This is a genomic window from Geopseudomonas sagittaria, from assembly GCF_900115715.1.
Taxonomy (GTDB): Bacteria; Pseudomonadota; Gammaproteobacteria; order Pseudomonadales; family Pseudomonadaceae; genus Geopseudomonas; species Geopseudomonas sagittaria.
The window spans coordinates 251,850-268,668 of record NZ_FOXM01000002.1 but is presented as its reverse complement, the minus strand read 5'-3'; the positions used below and the strand labels follow the sequence as shown (position 1 = coordinate 268,668).

The following is a 16,819-nucleotide window of genomic DNA, read 5'->3' as shown; positions in this document are numbered from 1 at the left end:
TAGTCGAACGGATGGGCGTTTATCGGATTGACCCCGGCCGGCGCGAATCTCACCATCTACCCCAGACCGGATGCTCCCTTGCCTGCTGCAGATCTCCATCCGGCCGAGTCAGCCGTAGCTGATCCATAACAATTTCAAGAATCGGGTAAACGCTCATGTCCAACTCCACGGCTCGCCCAGTCGTATCGCCGCAGACGTTCGCCTCGGTGCACCCCCACGCCGGTGTCGGCGAGAAGATCCGCGCCGCCCTCGCCGTCGGCAAGATGCGCTGGGGCATGCTGGCCCTGGTGTTCTTCGCCACCACCCTGAACTACATCGACCGTGCCGCCCTCGGCGTGATGCAGCCGATCCTCGCCAAGGAGATGAGCTGGTCCACCATGGACTACGCCAACATCAACTTCTGGTTCCAGGTCGGCTATGCCGTGGGCTTCCTCCTGCAGGGCCGCTTCATCGACAGGGTCGGCGTCAAGCGCGCCTTCTTCCTCGCCGTGCTGCTGTGGAGCCTGGCCACCGGCGCCCATGGCCTGGCCACCTCGGCGGTCGGCTTCATGATCTGCCGCTTCATCCTCGGCCTCACCGAGGCGGCCAACTACCCAGCCTGCGTGAAGACCACCCGCCTGTGGTTCCCGGCCGGCGAGCGCGCCCTGGCCACCGGCATCTTCAACGCCGGCACCAACGTCGGCGCCATGGTCACCCCGGCGCTGCTGCCGCTGATCCTCTCCGTGTGGGGCTGGGAAGCCGCCTTCGTCGGCATGGGCGCGCTGGGTATCGTCTGGCTGGTGTTCTGGGCGCTGAACTACTACAACCCGGAAGAGCACCCGAAGGTCAGCAAGGCCGAACTGGAGTACATCCAGAAGGACGTCGAGCCCGAGGCGACCAAGGTGCCCTTCTCGCAGATCCTGCGTCGCCGCGGCACCTGGGCCTTCGCCGTGGCCTACATGATCACCGCGCCGGTATTCTGGTTCTACCTGTACTGGCTGCCGCCGTTCCTCAACCAGCAGTACGGCCTGGGCATCAGCGTCACCCAGATGGGCATCCCGCTGATCCTGATCTGGCTGACCGCCGACTTCGGCAGCATCGGTGGCGGCATCCTGTCGTCCTTCCTGATCGGCCGCGGGGTCAACCCGATCCGTGCCCGTCTGGTGTCGCTGCTGATCTTCGCCGTGTGCATCTGCTCGGTGGTGTTCGCCGCCAAGGCCAGCGGCCTGTGGGTCGCGGTGCTGGCGATCTCCCTGGCCGTGGGCGCCCACCAGGCCTGGACCGCCAACATCTGGAGCCTGGTGATGGACTACACGCCCAAGCACCTGATGAGCACCGTGTTCGGCTTCGGCGGCATGTGCGCGGCGATTGGCGGCATGTTCATGACCCAGATCGTCGGCTACGTGCTGACCGTCACCAACAACAACTACGCCGTGCTGTTCACCATCATTCCGACCATGTACTTCCTGGCGCTGACCTGGCTGTACTTCATGGCGCCGCGCAAGCTGGAAAGCTGATCCGCCTTCCCGCAACCGCCAACACCGATGCCGCGCACCCGCGCGGCATCGGTGTTTCTGCCTGGTGGAAAGCTTCGCTTCAGAACAGCTGCATCTGCCCGTCCACCAGACGCCGGAAGTCGCTGTGCACGAAGGGCAGGATGGCATCCGCCACCGGCTGCAGCTGGCGCGTCACGTAGTGGTCGTAGTCGATGGGCGCCTGGCGGGACTCCAGGGGCTCGGGGCCGGCAGTGGTGATCACGTAGCTGATCCAGCCACCGCGCTGGTACTGCAGCGGGCGCCCGTGACGGGCGTTGAACTCGTCGGCCAGCCGCGCCGCCTTCACATGCGGCGGCACGTTGCGCTCGTAGTCGTCCAGGCGCCGGCGCAGCCGCTTGCGGTAGATCAGCAGCTCGTCCAGCTCGCCGGCCAGGGTGCGGCGCACGTAGTCGCGCACATAGTCCTCGAAGGGTTGGCGCCTGAAGATGCGCTGGTAGAGCTCCTGCTGGAACTCCCGGGCCAGCGGCGACCAGTCGGTGCGCACGGTTTCCAGGCCCTTGTAGACCATCTCCTCGCTGCCGTCGGCGCGCCGCACCAGGCCGGCGTAGCGCTTCTTGCTGCCCTCCTCGGCGCCGCGGATGGTGGGCATCAGGAAACGCCGGTAGTGGGTCTCGTACTGCAGCTCGAGGGCGCTGTCGAGGCCGAACTCGGCTGCCAGGTGCTCGCGCCACCACTGGTTGACGTGGCGCACCAGCTCGCGGCCGATGCGACTCGCCGCTTCCTCCTCGTGAGCGCCGCCCAGCCAGACGAAGGTGGAGTCGGTGTCGCCGTAGATCACCTGGTAGCCGCGCGCCTCGATCAGCTCGCGGGTGCGGCGCATGATCTCGTGCCCGCGCATGGTGATCGAGGATGCCAGGCGCGGGTCGAAGAAGCGGCAGCCGCTCGAGCCGAGCACGCCGTAGAAGGCGTTCATGATGATCTTCAGCGCCTGCGCCAGCGGCTGGTTGCCGTCGCGCTTGGCAGCGTCGCGGCCCTCCCAGACCCGCGCGACGATGGCTGGCAGGCAGTGCCGGCTGCGCGAGAAGCGCGCGCCGCGAAAGCCCGGCACCGAGTGCACGTCGTCGGGCTGGCGCAGCCCCTCGATCAGGCCGACCGGGTCGATCAGGAAGGTGCGGATGATCGACGGATACAGGCTCTTGTAGTCCAGCACCAGCACCGACTCGTAGAGACCCGGGCGCGAATCCATGACGAAACCGCCGGGACTGGCTTCCGGCAGGCGCTCGCCGAGGTTGGGCGCGACGAAGCCCAGGCGGTGCATCAGCGGCAGGTACAGGTGGGTGAAGGCCGCCACCGAGCCACCGCTGCGGTCGGCGGCCAGGCCGGTGACCGTGGCCCGTTCGAGGAGGAACGGCAGCAGCTCGGCCCTTTCGAAGATGCGCGTCACCAGCTCGCAGTCCTTGAGGTTGTAGCGCGCCAGCGCCGGCTTGTCCTCGGCGAAGCGGCGATCGATCTCCGCCATCCGCTGGTAGGGATTGTCGATCGCCTTGCCCTCGCCCAGCAGCGTTTGCGCCACGTTCTCCAGGCTGAACGAGGGGAAGTTCCAGGTCGCCGAACGCAGCGCCTCGATGCCGTCGATGATCAGCCGCCCGGCGGCCTCGGCGAAGAAGTGGCCGTTGCGGCTGCCATGCTCGCGCCAGGCCATCTCGTCGCCGCCGCGCCCCAGGCGCAGCGGCACCTGCAGGCGCTGGGCATGCTCGCGCAGCACGCGCAGGTCGAACTGCACCAGGTTCCAGCCGATGATGGCGTCGGGGTCATGCCGCGCCAGCCAGGCGTTGAGCCGCTCCAGCAGCTCGGCGCGGCTGGCGCAGTACTCCAGGTCGAAATCCAGCGCCGTCGCCTCGCCATTGGCCGGGCCGAGCATGTACACCTGGCGCTGGCCGCAGCCCTCCAGGCCGATGGAATACAGCTCGCCGCGGCTGTTGGTCTCGATGTCGAGGGAGACCAAGCGCAAGCGCGGGCGATAGTCCGACGCGGGACGGAGCTGGGCATCCAGCAGCACACCACCCTCACCCGGCGTACCGCTGAAGGACAGCGGCGCGGTGATGAAACGCTCCATCAGGAAACGCTCGGGCGGACGGATGTCGGCCTCGTAGACATCCACGCCGCCGCCACGCAGGGCCTTTTCCAGGCGCAGCAGCTGCGCGTACTGGCGGCAGTAGAGGCCGAGCACCGGACGGTGATGGAAGTCGCGCAGGCCCAGTTCGCGCAGCTCGGTATCCGCCTCGCCCTTGAGCAGCTGCTCGGCGCGCTGGCGCTGCTCGGCGGGCACGAAGGCCACCGCAGTCTGCACGGGCACGCGCACGCGGCGCGGGCCGGCGTCGGTCGCCAGCCAGAACTCGACCTCGCTGCCCGCCGGCGTGTCGCGCCAGTGCCGCGTCAGCACGAAACCCAGTTGCCCTTCCACGCCGATGACCTTGAGAAAACCCTGAGATGGGAATTCTACGTGCTCGACGGTGGTGCGGCGAACTGGTGCGGCTGCTGATGTCAGCGGTGGAGCCGGGTGCAAGGCACATCCCGGGCGGGCCGGCTGGCCGTATGTAGAAGCGAGCTCAAGCGGTCAGGGGATGCCCGCCTTCAGCCAAGAGCAGCCATGGGGCAGACCCAGTGCAATGACCGATCTCGCTCGAATGGACTTGCCAACAGTGGCTGCTCGGCACGTGGCTAAAATCGGGCGATTGAGGTGCCGCGAGCGTACTTCTTCTGCAGGATCATCGATGCTTCGTTGTAGGCAGTCTGGAAGGCTTCGCCGCCGATCCACTTCACTGCCGTGTCTTCGTCTTCATCGTGGAAGATCCCGCGATAGACGATCAGCAGGCCCATCATGAAGTCCATGGCAGCGTCTTCCGCTTCCTCAGCGACCACCAGCTCCAACACCGGGTACTGCAGGAACACCAGGCACATCGCGAGTAGGCTGATGCCTTCGCCGACTTTCATCGCCTGGAACAAGTCGTCGAAGTGCGCCGGATCGAAACCGTTCTCTTCGATGTCTTTGAAGTCGAAGGTGCTCAGGTCGATTTCGACATCATCGAATGGCTCGTTGACCAGCGGATTGGCCAGCAGCGGATGGACGACATTGGCCTTGGCTTTGCCCGATCGGTTCTGCTTGGCCTTGGCTTTGGCCTGCTGGGCACGTTTTTGCTGTTTATCCGGGGAGGCCATGGAGGCGAGTTCCTTGTTCGATGCAGCCATGTTCATGGCTCAGGGTAATCGGGCACAAATTGTATTGAGTCTTGGCCAGGTTCGTCGGCCAAGGGGGCAGATTTTTGTGCTCTAAACGTTTGCTTTCGGCCCGTTGCTACTGGCAACTTCGAGTCGAGTGCCGCCGGTCATGGCAAGCCAGCGTTGCCCCAAAAGCGGTGACTCACAGGCAACCATACCCCGGCCTGATCCTGCCTGTTCCGCACATTGTTGGGGTCCGCCATCAGTGGCATAGTGACAGCATACCGGTGTGCCCGCGCCCTCTCCTGCCGCAGGTGCCGGAGCCCCTGCCCTGACCGGCAGGCCTCTTCGCGCAGACCGTCGGCACGCGGTAGGAGGTTTGCGATGAATGACCCATCCGCCCATTACCCGGGACGCTGGTGGCACGGCTTGGCCGATGGCCGAATCCAGTGCGACCTCTGCCCGCGCGACTGCAAGCTGCGCGACGGCCAGCGTGGCGCCTGCTTCGTGCGCATGCGCGAAGGCGAGCAGGTGGTGCTGACCACCTACGGCCGCTCTTCCGGCTTCTGCATCGACCCCATCGAGAAGAAGCCGCTCAACCACTTCCTCCCCGGATCGGCGGTGCTGTCCTTCGGTACGGCAGGCTGCAACCTCGCCTGCAAGTTCTGCCAGAACTGGGATATCAGCAAATCGCGGGACATGGACCGCCTGATGGATCAGGCCAGCCCGCAGCAGATCGCCCTGGCAGCGGAGAGCTCGGGCTGTGCCAGCGTGGCCTTCACCTACAACGATCCGGTGATCTTCGCCGAATACGCCATCGATACGGCCATCGCCTGCCGCGCGCGCGGCATCCGCACGGTGGCGGTGACCTCCGGCTACATCCACGCCGAACCGCGCCGCGAGTTCTTCGCGGTGATGAACGCGGCGAATGTCGACCTCAAGGCCTTCACCGACGACTTCTACTTCAAGCTCACCGGCGCCCATCTGCAGCCGGTGCTGGATACCCTGGTCTATCTGCACCACGAGACCGACGTCTGGACGGAGATCACCACCCTGCTGATTCCGGACTACAACGATTCGGACTGGGAGATCGAGGCCCTGTGCGCCTGGGTACTCAAGGAACTGGGGCCGGATGTACCGCTGCACTTCACCGCCTTCCACCCCGACTTCAAGATGCTCGAAACCCCGCGCACCCCGCCGGCGACGCTCAGGCGCGCCCGGCAGATCGCCCTGGCGCAGGGGCTGCACTATGTCTACACGGGCAATGTGCACGATGCCGAGGGCGGCACGACCTTCTGTCCGGGCTGCGGCGCGCCGCTGATCGAGCGTGACTGGCACCGCATCCTGCATTACCGGCTGACCGCCGAGGGCCGCTGCCCGCAGTGCCACACCGCCATCGCCGGGCGCTTCGACCAGCAGGCCGGCGCGTTCGGCCAGCGCCGGATTCCGCTGCGGCTGAATCCTCAGCCCTGAGCGGATGGGCGTCCTATCGATGGGCGGCAGCGGCGCGGGAACCTCGGAAGCTACTCCCGATCTGCTGCGCTCGGCCCTGCTGCACTAAAAAATGCCTGACCTTCGCTCGCGACGAGCGTGAATAGGCTCCAAGGCTCAGCGCCGAGGCAGCGCTGCACCGGGGGACAGTTCGGCGAACGCGATCGGCCAGAACCGGCCATTGGTCACCGTATCTGCCTTGCATACACACTGCATCCAACTATGCTGAATCAATGCAGTCAACGGTCATCTGTTTCCGGCCACAAGCGGAAATTTGCCAGCGCCTACACCTTCGAAAAACTCGCGTCGGCATTAGCTCCGGAGCAACTCGCCGCTTCAATCCAGGTTGACCCATATCACCTGCATGCAACGTAGGCGTCTACGTCCATTGCACACGTGTTGCTACCGATGCCCACCTTATTGGGTGGCCTGGCACGGGCATTAACCGCGTTTGAGTCGAGAGTGGGCGATACCACAGCCGGAGAAAGTACATGGCATACGAACTGTCCACGGATGTCTTCAAGTTCGTCGCGCTCCGACCAATTCAGCTCGCGACGCCGATGGAGGACGCGCGCACCACGATTCGGGACGGCCGTGCCTTGAAGCCGGAAGGCCTGCGGAACCTGCGCGTACTGGCCCGCGAACTGACGACCATCCAGGGCGCCCTCGCCAAGTGGGCGGCACTGGATCTGGCGCCGTTGCAACACCTCGCCGACCACCATGCCCCGCTGCGCGACGCGATCACGGCGCTGGAGGATGGGCAGACGCTGGACGTCGGGGCATCGGCGGTCGTCGCAGCGATGGCGTCTGCGCGCAACATGCGCATCGCCGATGTGTGGGACGCCCTCTACATCGCCGACCGGACCGGCACGGACGCGGGCCCACGTCTGGAAACGCCCATCGCGGCGCTGCGCGTCATGCACGTGTGCGAACGTCTTGCAGCAGCGGCATCCATTCCCGCGGACGAGGCTGCGAACGCGTTGTCGGTCTCGCCGACGATCCCGCTTGTGTTCCGCCAGGCCTCCCCGGCACCGCCGCCCGCCAAGCCCGACGCCCCCCCGCCCGCTGCGCCCACGAGCGACCGCAGGGATCGACTGCGTGCCTTCGCCGATGAGATCGGAGCGACGGAACGGCTGCTGTCCAGACTCGCGACACCCGGGCTGCCCATGACGACGCATGCGTCCTGCGACGACGACGGTGCGGACAACTGGACGCGCCGACGTGCCACGTTCGGAACCACGCGTCCGATCCAGGCCGTCCTGTCGAACCGCTACTCGGCGCTGGAAGGCACCGTCCTGGACAAGCTGGGCATCGGCACGCAAGCGCCGGTGCCCGCAGCCGCGATGGCGCTGCAGACCCATTTGAACGCGTTGAACGACATGGCCTTGCCGTTGGTCGACGATGCGGAGTTCGTGGGATTCCTGCGCGAGAACAAGACCAGCCTGACACCGATCCAGTCCGTGGCCGACATCACCGCGGTGGATGACATCAGCACGTACACGCAGGCGCAGTCGCCGGGAACGGCGGACGATGTGGACGTCAGTGGACTCATTCGCCCCCTTGGCATTGGCGATCTGAAGGTCGTCAAGCAGACCCTGCTCGGCTACTACGACGGGGAAGTCGCGCACATCGAGAATGTGCTGAAAGGCGAGGCGAAGGAGCGATCGCACCGGAAGCTGGATCGCAGCGAGATCACTGCATTCAATTCCGAGGAGACGACGACCGAAACGGAGCGCAACACGCAATCGACCGATCGCTACGAGGTGAAGCGCGAAGCCGAACAGATCATCAAGGAAGACATGTCGATCAAGGCCGGCCTGACGGTTACCGCGAGCTTCGGCCCGGTGGTCACGACGGCGACGGGCGATTTCGCCTACTCGACGTCGAAGCAGCAATCGGAGAAAAGCAGCTCGAACTTCGCGCGCGAGTTGGTCGATCGCTCGGTCAGCAAGGTGCAGACCAAGGTACGCACGGAGCGCACGACCAAGACGATCTCCGAAGTGGAGGAGATCAACAAGCATGTCCTGAACAATGTCGGACAAGGGAACGCACATGTCGTCGGCATCTACCGCTGGGTCGACAAGCGCTTCCGCGCCCAGGTGTACAACTACGGCAAGCGGCTGATGCTGGAGTTCGTCGTGCCGGAGCCGGCGGCGTTCTATCGCGCCGCACAGAAGCGGGACCTCAGCGCCCTGCTCGGCATCCAGCCGCCGCCACCACTCGTCAACGACCTCGGCAAACCGCTCGGCGTCAAGGACATCACGCCGACCCTGTATCGACGGTATGTCAGCCGCTACCAGGTGGCGGGCGTCAGCGCACCGCCGCCCTTGTTCGCCTTCGTCGGCACGACGATCGCCAAGGAAGGCATGCCGCTGGCGGCGGACAAGGCCACGGCCAACACGACGAAGGAATTCACCGTTCCGGAGGGGTACGTCCTCAGCTACTACAGCGCCACGGTCACGGCCTTGTGGCGGAACCACGCCAAGATGACGGTGCAGATCGGGCGCGACGAGTACGTCGTCCTCGATCAGGTGCATCCCAACGGTGCGCCGTTGACGCACATGCTGCTGGGCGCTCCCGACGAGATCACCCTGATCGCCGGATCGGTTCCCGTCAGCGTGGGCACGTACGACATCCTCGCCTATGCCGTGAACGTCCAGGGTCTGTGCAGCCTGACGGACGAGCACCTGCTCGGGTGGCAGCACCAGACTTACGACAAGATAGTCGCCGCCTTCCAGGCGCAGCAGACCGCCTACGAACAGAAGTTGGCGCAGGCTTCCGCGGTCCAGGGCATCGTTATCGAGGGACGCAATCCGGGAAGCAACCGTGTCGTCGAGCAACTCGAACTGAAGAAGCTGTGCATCACGATGATGACCGGGCAGCATTTCGGTGATTTCAATGCCATGACCGATCCGTCCAACCAGCCGAAGAAGCACCCCGAGGTCGATGTCCTGCAAGCATTGGAAGACGGACCGATCATCCAGTTCTTCGAGCAAGCCTTCGAATGGGAGCAGATGACCTATCTGTTCTATCCATACTTCTGGGGACGCAAGCAGAACTGGGTCGATGTCAGTCAACTCACCAGCACCGACCCCCTGTTCGAACGATTCCTGTGCGCCGGTGCAGCACGCGTGCTGGTCCCGGTGCCGATGCAATACAAGGATGCCGTGCTGTTCCTGCTACAGAGCGACAAGCCCGACCTGGCCGATCGCATCTGGCGCGGCGGAGAACGGCCCACGCTGGACGACCCGCTCTATCGCTCCCTCGCCGCGGAGTTGCGGGACCAGACCGACGACCTGCAGGGCGCCACGCCCGAGGGAACGCCGTGGGAGTTCACGCTTCCCACCACGCTCGTGCATCTACAGCCCGACGGAACGCTTCCGGTGTTCCCGTAGCAGGCGGCCGGAGGACCCATGGCTTGCGGCGACATCAACTGGTGGCGCGCCCCCGATTTGAAGGGGCTGCTGGCGCGGCATGGCCAGATCGAGCATCTGATCATCCAGTTCGACTTTCTCGTGCAGTTGCTGAGAGACCCGCGCGCGGAGTTCTCGATCCCACGTGCAAGCAAGACCGAGCCCGGCAAGAGCACCGGCTACGCGGACATCGTCGCCATCGCCAGCAACGAGATCTGGGAGATCAAGCCCAAGCACCTGGAAGCAGCCGCCGTCAACGATGCAGCGCATTACGTGGGGTTCGCGAAACTCGGCTGTAGTCCGGACTGGCTGCCCGGCAAGAGTTATCGCGTGAGCGATTGGGCCAAGGCGGAATACGGTGCGGAAAACGTCGTGTACCGCGCCGAAGCCGAGGGCATGCGCTACGAACTGGTGTGCGAACAGGGCGCGCCCGGAGCCGCGATCTACCACTGGCGCGTCAACGGCAAGGAACAGGGCGCGCTCGACAACGCGATGGGCTGGGCCGTGCGCGGCAAGGTCGTCTTCGATTACTTCGGAGGCCAGAGGCCCGCCCCGATCAAAGACCAGCGCGCGCCCAACAACATCCCACCGATCAAATTCAAACCGCCCGTGCTGTCGCCGGATGCGTGCATACCCATCCTCCAGCCGCTGCTGGCGACACTGCAGAAAACCATGACGAAGACCTGCACGCAGTACGTCATGGAAGGGGGCGGCATCGCCGTGTTGCTGGAGGAGGCGGCGGTCAATGCGATCTACGGGGCGGCCAACGTCGCGCGTGCCGTCGAAAGCATGCGTGTCCAGACCAACCCGCAAGTAGAGTTCGCACGCGCGCTTCAACTCGCGCTCGGTGGGGCCGGAACGAGTTACGGCATTCCGTTTGCAATGTGGTTGCTTGGCTACGCCGTGGTCGTCGCATGCGAATTCGGTGCGCCCGCGGCCGCACCCGCCGCCACCCCTGCGGCCGGGGGGGCGGCCGCCCCGGCGGGCGCAGAACTGCTGGCCATGTACACGACTGCGATGCGAAGCATGGCGGCGCGCGTGGTCACGACTGCGAGCACCACGCTCGTGGCCGTGGCCGTGCCACGCCTCAGTCAGGCCGCTGCGGGAAAGCCCGCCGCCGTCGATCTGTTCCCCGTCAAGTTCCACCCCCTCAAGCCCCGAGAAATGGCATTGGCACGCACGGGGCAGATCTACAATCTGGGGGGGGCTGATCACTACATCGTGGGGCTGGCGAGTCCATTCGGCTGAAGCGGAAACGCCACGAGCAGCTGCCCCCGTTCAGCCGTGACAGGCTCTGCGCATAGCGTGCAGTGGCCGCGTGAGAGGCTCTCGACTGGCAAAGTCGGATGGCTACCAAGAAGTGCTAGCGCAGCAGGACAGGGCGGAGCCCCGCGCTAACTGGTTTCGCAACCGCACCACGGAGTAGGCTGACCGATGTCTGCTATGAGTCTATTCTGTTGAAAAACTCACTAGCCGAATCACAGCTCGAGCAACCTGGACACGAGAGTTCGGACAGGCTCAGCAAACTTTGCGCTGGTCGTCTGAAGGCGCGGACCGGAACTGTCAGCTTCGGGTCGGCAGCAGCCCCTCTCCCCACGGCATGCCCCGCATGCCGTGGCCAATGCCTCACCCCCTCACGTAACGCAGCACCGCCTCGCAGATCATCTCCTTGTGTCGCGCACGGGTTTCCGGCTCGCTGAAGTCGACCTGGTGGATGGTGGCGAAGGTGTGGCGGTTGGAGACGCGGAAGAAGCAGAACGAGCTGATCAGCAGGTGCAGGTCGCGCGGTTCGATGCCGGGGCGGAAGATGCCGGCGGCCACGCCGCGGTCGAGGATTTTCGCCACTTCGGCGAGGATCGATTTGTTCAGCGAGCGAATCACCTGCGACTCGGCCAGGTGCACGGCGTTGTGGATGTTCTCGATGCTGACCAGGCGGATGAAGTCGACGTTGCTGTCGTGGTGCTCGAAGGTGAATTCGACCATGCGACGGAGCGCCGCCTCCGGGTCCAGCTGGTCGAGCTTGAGCGCCGCTTCGGTGGCGCGGATGTCGCCGTAGAGCTTCTCCAGCACGGCCAGGTAGAGCTGTTCCTTGCTGGTGAAGTAGTAGTAGATCATCCGCTTGGAGACATTGGTGCGCTCGGCGATGGCATCCACCCGCGCGCCGCTCAGACCGTGTTCGGCGAACTCGGCGACGGCGGCGAGGAGGATGTCCTGGCGGGTCTTCTCCGGGTTGTTCTTGCGCGGCTGGCGCCCTTCACCGGAAGCGGCGAAGGGCTTGGGGATGGCTGACGACATGGCTGGCAAGCTCGTTGGCAAAGGTATGGTGCGATTATCTGTTGCCGCCCCGCGTGTGGGAAGCCATGCCCCGTGCATGGGCACGGCCTGACGCCATCACAGTTTGGGGCTGCGCCGCCCCGAACGCGCCTGCGCCATCGCCGAGAGGCGCACGGCGACGTTGGCCGCGCCGTAGCCGGCGTAGTCCTTGCGCTGCAGGATCTCGAAGAAGAAGCGCTCGGCGAACGGCTCGGTGTAGACGTGGAACAGCTCGCCGCCCTGGGCGTCGCGGTCGTAGAGGACGTTGAAGTAGGCCAGCTGGCTGAGGAACTCGTCGTCGAAGTCGAAGCGCGCGGCGAGGTCGTCGTAGTAGTTCATCGGGATGTCCAGCAGCGCCACCCCGGCTTCCTTGGCCTGCTCGACGGCGACGAAGATGTCGTCGCAGTCGAAGGCGATGTGGTGCACGCCGGAGCCGCGGTAGGTGGACAGCGAGTGGGCAATCGCGGTGTTGCGGTTCTCCGAGATGTTCAGCGGCAGGCGGACGCTGCCGCAGCGGCTGCGCAGGGCGCGGCTCTTGACCAGGCCGTAGGGGTCGGGGAGCACCACCTCGTCGTCGGCGGTGAAGTCGAACAGGCTCTTGTAGAACAGCACCCAGGAATCCATGCCCTCGGCCGGCAGGGCCATGGCGACGTGGTCGATGCGCTTGAGGATGCCGAGGTCGGCGCTGTCCTTGAGGTCGAAATCGGTCTCGTAGATGCTCTGGCCCTGGGCATCGCGGTCGGCCAGGTAGATCAGGCTGCCGTCCGGTGCACGCACCGCGGGGATCTCGCGCTCGTTGGGGCCGACCAGGCTGCGGTACGGCTGGCCACCGAACTGGCTGGCGCGTTCCAGCGCCTGCTTGCCGTCGCGCACGCGCAAGGCGGTGGCGCACAGCGACGGGCCGTGGGCCTCGAAGAAGCTGTGGGCGAAGGAGTACGGCTCGGCGTTGAGCACCAGGTTGATGTCGCCCTGGCGCAGCAGGCTGACGTTCTTCGAGCGGTGGCGACCGGCCTCGACGAAGCCCAGGCGGCTCAGCCACTGGCCGAGCTGGGCGCCGTGCGCCTCGTCGACGGCGAATTCGAGGAATTCGATGCCGTCGTAGCGGCTGGCCGGCGGCGGCGCGAACAGCACGCCGGGCTCCACCGGCTGATGCTGCTCTTCGAGCAGCAGGCGGGTCTTCTCCTCGAGGTAGAGCAGCGAGCGATGGCCATCCACCGCGGTGCTGCGCGGCGGCGCGGCGCGGAAGCCGTCGTTGAAGATCTCCAGCGACAGCGGGCCGCGATAGCCGCTCTTGAGGATCGGCGCGAGGAAGCCGGCCAGGTCGAAGTCGCCCTGCCCCGGGAAGCAGCGGAAATGCCGGCTCCACTCCAGCACGTCCATGTTGAGGATGGGCGCGTCGGCCATCTGTACGAAGAAGATCTTGTCGCCGGGAATCTCGGCGATGGCGCTCGGGTCGCCCTTGAGCGACAGGGTGTGGAAGCTGTCGAGCAGCACGCCCAGATTGGGGTGGTCGGCGGCGCGCACGATGTCCCACACCTGCTGCCAGGTGTTGACGTGGCGGCCCCAGGCCAGCGCCTCGTAGCCGATGCGCAGGCCGCGGGCGCCGGCGCGCTCGGCCAGCAGATGGAGGTCGTCGATGAGGATCTGCCGCTCGCCGAGGGCGTCGGCGGCGGCGTTGCTGCACACCAGCACCAGGTCGGTGCCCAGCTCCTGCATCAGGTCGAACTTGCGCTCGGCGCGGTCGAGGTTGCGCGCCAGGCGGTCGCGCCGGCAGCCCTCGAAGTCGCGGAACGGCTGGAACAGGGTGATCTCCAGGCCCAGGTCGGCCGCCAGCTTGCGCACCTCGCGCGGACTGCCGCCGTAGTAGAGCAGGTCGTTCTCGAAGATCTCCACGCCGTCGAATCCGGCGGCGGCGATGGCTTCGAGCTTTTCCGGCAGGGTGCCGCTGAGCGAGACGGTGGCGATGGAACGATGCATGCGTCCTCCTGGGATGAAGGCGGTCGGTGCAGCGCAACGGCAAGGCGGGCGCACGCCGACGGGATGGGGTGAATCGAGTATCGGGCAGCTCTCCGGCAGCGGCAATAAAAATGTACTAACCAGTTAGTTTTTCGTTCGATTATCGAACAAATCCCCTTCCAGCCAATTGACCCGCCCTCGCCGCGCCCGCCACCATGCAGCCATCCGACGGGCCGTCACGCCACGGTTTCCGCCCGGTGCAGCCGCATTTAACGACAACAACAAGATCGAAGCCGCCATGCCCCGAACCCCCGATGCCAGTCCCTGCCACCCCTGCAGGTGAATCACCCGATCTTCCCGACTGCGCTGCTCCGTGAGCCGCACGGGATCGCTCGCCCATGAAAACGGAGAACAACAACAATGATGTCCCGCACCCCTCTCGCCCTCGCCGTCGCCACCGTCGCCAGCCTGTCCGCCCTGTCCCTGCCGGCCGTGGCCGCAGGCTTCATCGAGGACAGCAAGGCTTCGCTGAACCTGCGCAACTACTACATCAACCGCGACTTCCGGCATGCCGACAGCAGCGCGCAGAGCCGCGCCGAGGAGTGGACGCAGAGCTTCATCCTCAACTTCCAGTCCGGCTACACCCCGGGGCCGGTCGGCTTCGGCGTCGATGCCCTCGGCCTGTACTCGGTGAAGCTCGACGGCGGCGAAGGCACCCGCGGCACCCAGCTGCTGCCGATCCACGACGACGGCAAGCCGGCCGACGACTTCGGCCGCCTGGCGGTGGCCGGCAAGGCCAAGCTGTCCAACACCGAGCTGAAGGTTGGCGAGATGATGCCGGTGCTGCCGATCCTGCGCTCCGACGACGGCCGTTCGCTGCCGCAGACCTTCCAGGGCGGCATGCTGACTTCCAAGGAGATCACCGGCCTGACCCTGCACGGTGGCCAGTTCCGCCAGAACAGCACGCGCAACGACGCCAGCATGGAGGACATGAACGCCTTCGGCGCCACCTCCGACCGCTTCAACTACGCCGGCGGCGAATACCGCTTCAACCAGGAGCGCACCCTGGTCGGCGTCTGGTACGCCGAGCTGCAGGACATCTACAACCAGCAGTACTTCAACCTGGTGCACAGCCAGCCGGTCGGCGACTGGACCCTGGGCGCCAACCTCGGCTACTTCATCGGCGGCGAGGACGGCAGCGAGCAGGCCGGCGAGCTGGACAACAAGACCGCCTCCGGTCTGTTCTCCGCCAAGTACGGCGCGCACACCTTTTACGTCGGCCTGCAGAAGGTCAGCGGCGACAACGCCTGGATGCGCGTCAACGGCACCAGCGGCGGCACCCTGGCCAACGACAGCTTCAACGCCAGCTTCGACAACCCCGACGAGCGCTCCGCGCAGGTGCGTTACGACTACGACTTCGCCGCCCTCGGCGTGCCCGGCCTGACCAGCATGGTGCGCTACATCAAGGGCGACGACATCGACGTCAACGCCAGCATCGACGACGGCAAGGAGTGGATCCGCGACGTCGAGCTGGCCTACGCCGTGCAGAGCGGGCCGCTGAAGTCCCTCAACGTCAAGTGGCGCACCTCGAGCATCCGCAAGAGCTGGGTGAGCAACGGCACCGACTTCGACGAGCACCGTCTGATCGTCAACTACCCGCTGAACATCTTCTGATCGTCAGCGGTACCGGCCGCTGTGGCAGCGGCGGCTGTCTCCACGGAATAGTTCGTCCCACTTCGCCCGTCCCCGTGACGGGCTTTTTTTGTCCGGGCTTCCTTGGCGGAAAACCACGACATCGCCTCCGGCACACCTGCCCGGCAAAGGTCATGGCCAGCCCCCCAGAAGCTGCGAGGAAATCCGCACGGCTCGCACAGCAGGTCAGGCCTTCCCCTGCCTGCCGGGATAACGGAGCGTCCCGGTGACGATGTGTCGGCTGCTTGCGGGTTGGCACCACCAGGCATCGACCTCCGGCAGCAGCGCCAGGAAGGCCCGGACCGCCTCAGCGGGCGTCATCGCCGCCCGGCCCCACAGCCGTGAAAGCCGCGACTGGTTCTCACCGAATGCCCTGACCGGAAATGGCCACAGGGTTCGGCCTGGCGACAGCGTACCGAGGAGCAACGCGCCGCCGCGCGCCTCCAGCTCCGCCAGCCCCTGCGGCGGCTCGATGAACAGCTGCACGCCGAACGCGGCGCTGCGCCTGCGGTTGAAGAGGATCGCGATGGTCTCCCGCCCGGTCAAAGCCTCGCGCTTGAACTCGTAGCGGATGGTATGGCGATCGAACGGGATGCCGGGAGCGCGGTAACCGGCGGCCACCAGCGCGGGTGTCAGCACTGCGGTCAACTCGGCACAGAGTTGCTGGAAGGGACTGGGCATGGCTTGAGTCACGGCTCCTGATGGCGGACCTCACGAGTCGTACGCAGGCGCCGGGTCAAGCAACCTAGCTGGCCGGCTTTTCTGCTGGCGCATAGGGCACGACCCTGTCCTGTTCGGCCGGATCGTTGCGCGCGACGATAGCCCGGGCGGCCTCGCTGGCACTGAGATTGATCGCCTCGTGCGGCACGCCAGGCGGGATGAACAGGAACTCGCCGGCCTCGCTGACGATCTCGTTCTCCAGCGCCGCTCCCCATCGCGTGAGGACGCGGCCTTCGAGCACGTAGATGCCCGTCTCGTAACCGATGTGGAGGTGCGGTTCGGCTCGCCCACCCGGCGGGATGACCACCAGGTGCATGGACAACCCCTGCGCACCGACCGTCTGCCCCGAGATGCCGACGAAATAGGGAAGATGCTGCCGGGTCATGACCTCGGTATCGGGCCTTAGCCCTTGAACCCGGTACTCGTCTGCTGCCATGGCATGTTCCTCCCGCAGCGCGAAACGCCTGGGGCCGTACTACCCCCGGCAGTTGCATCACCCGCTGCCCAGGTTCCTGGCCAGCGGGGGCATCGCTTGGCGAT

General features: G+C 65.7%; 11 protein-coding genes. 5 read left to right on the top strand and 6 right to left on the bottom strand.

Translation table 11 applies throughout. The annotated features are described in order from the left end of the window. The first annotated feature begins 155 nt into the window (after positions 1–155). Positions 156–1,496 carry an MFS transporter gene (locus BM297_RS03510; protein WP_245768193.1) on the top strand — a complete coding sequence of 447 codons (1,341 nt, stop codon included), beginning with the start codon at positions 156–158 and terminating at the stop codon, positions 1,494–1,496. A 79-nt stretch (positions 1,497–1,575) separates the two neighbouring features. Here the strand turns inward: BM297_RS03510 and BM297_RS03505 are convergent, their stop codons facing one another. Then, entirely contained in the window at positions 1,576–3,939 is a 2,364-nt protein-coding gene (locus BM297_RS03505; RefSeq protein ID WP_092428330.1) for a DNA polymerase II, read from the bottom strand. 257 nt (positions 3,940–4,196) lie between these two features. Continuing rightward, positions 4,197–4,694: a hypothetical protein gene (locus BM297_RS03500; RefSeq protein ID WP_092428328.1), complete on the bottom strand. Its 498-nt coding sequence runs from the start codon at positions 4,692–4,694 to the stop codon at positions 4,197–4,199. A 384-nt stretch (positions 4,695–5,078) separates the two neighbouring features. Between BM297_RS03500 and amrS the strand changes: the two genes are divergently transcribed. The 3 genes from amrS (at position 5,079) to BM297_RS03485 (ending at position 10,846) form a co-directional block, all read left to right on the top strand. Beyond that, positions 5,079–6,167: an AmmeMemoRadiSam system radical SAM enzyme gene (amrS, locus tag BM297_RS03495; protein WP_092428326.1), complete on the top strand. Its 1,089-nt coding sequence runs from the start codon at positions 5,079–5,081 to the stop codon at positions 6,165–6,167. Positions 6,168–6,676: 509 nt separating this feature from the next. Beyond that, positions 6,677–9,580, top strand: a complete 2,904-nt coding sequence (locus BM297_RS03490) for a hypothetical protein (RefSeq protein WP_092428324.1) — start codon at positions 6,677–6,679, stop codon at positions 9,578–9,580. A gap of 18 nt (positions 9,581–9,598) precedes the next feature. After that, the gene (locus BM297_RS03485; RefSeq protein ID WP_092428322.1) at positions 9,599–10,846 is read left to right on the top strand and encodes a hypothetical protein; all 1,248 of its coding nucleotides are present in this window, start codon (positions 9,599–9,601) and stop codon (positions 10,844–10,846) included. Between the two features lie 378 nt (positions 10,847–11,224). Here the strand turns inward: BM297_RS03485 and BM297_RS03480 are convergent, their stop codons facing one another. Beyond that, positions 11,225–11,893 (bottom strand): TetR/AcrR family transcriptional regulator, encoded by a 669-nt coding sequence (locus BM297_RS03480; RefSeq protein WP_092428320.1) that lies wholly within the window; start codon positions 11,891–11,893, stop codon positions 11,225–11,227. Between the two features lie 96 nt (positions 11,894–11,989). Beyond that, entirely contained in the window at positions 11,990–13,888 is a 1,899-nt protein-coding gene (gene quiC / locus BM297_RS03475) for a 3-dehydroshikimate dehydratase QuiC (RefSeq protein ID WP_092428318.1), read from the bottom strand. A gap of 399 nt (positions 13,889–14,287) precedes the next feature. On the opposite strand from quiC, the gene BM297_RS03470 reads away from it, so the two are divergent. Then, a complete protein-coding gene (locus BM297_RS03470) occupies positions 14,288–15,541 on the top strand; it encodes an OprD family porin (RefSeq protein ID WP_394328004.1) in 1,254 nt (417 codons plus the stop codon). A gap of 204 nt (positions 15,542–15,745) precedes the next feature. Here BM297_RS03470 and BM297_RS03465 read toward each other — a convergent pair whose 3' ends face one another. Together BM297_RS03465 and BM297_RS03460 are read right to left on the bottom strand one after the other, a co-directional pair. Continuing rightward, a complete protein-coding gene (locus BM297_RS03465) occupies positions 15,746–16,240 on the bottom strand; it encodes a hypothetical protein (protein ID WP_092428316.1) in 495 nt (164 codons plus the stop codon). A 64-nt stretch (positions 16,241–16,304) separates the two neighbouring features. Beyond that, positions 16,305–16,715 (bottom strand): cupin domain-containing protein, encoded by a 411-nt coding sequence (locus BM297_RS03460; protein ID WP_092428314.1) that lies wholly within the window; start codon positions 16,713–16,715, stop codon positions 16,305–16,307. Between the last annotated feature and the right edge of the window lie 104 nt (positions 16,716–16,819).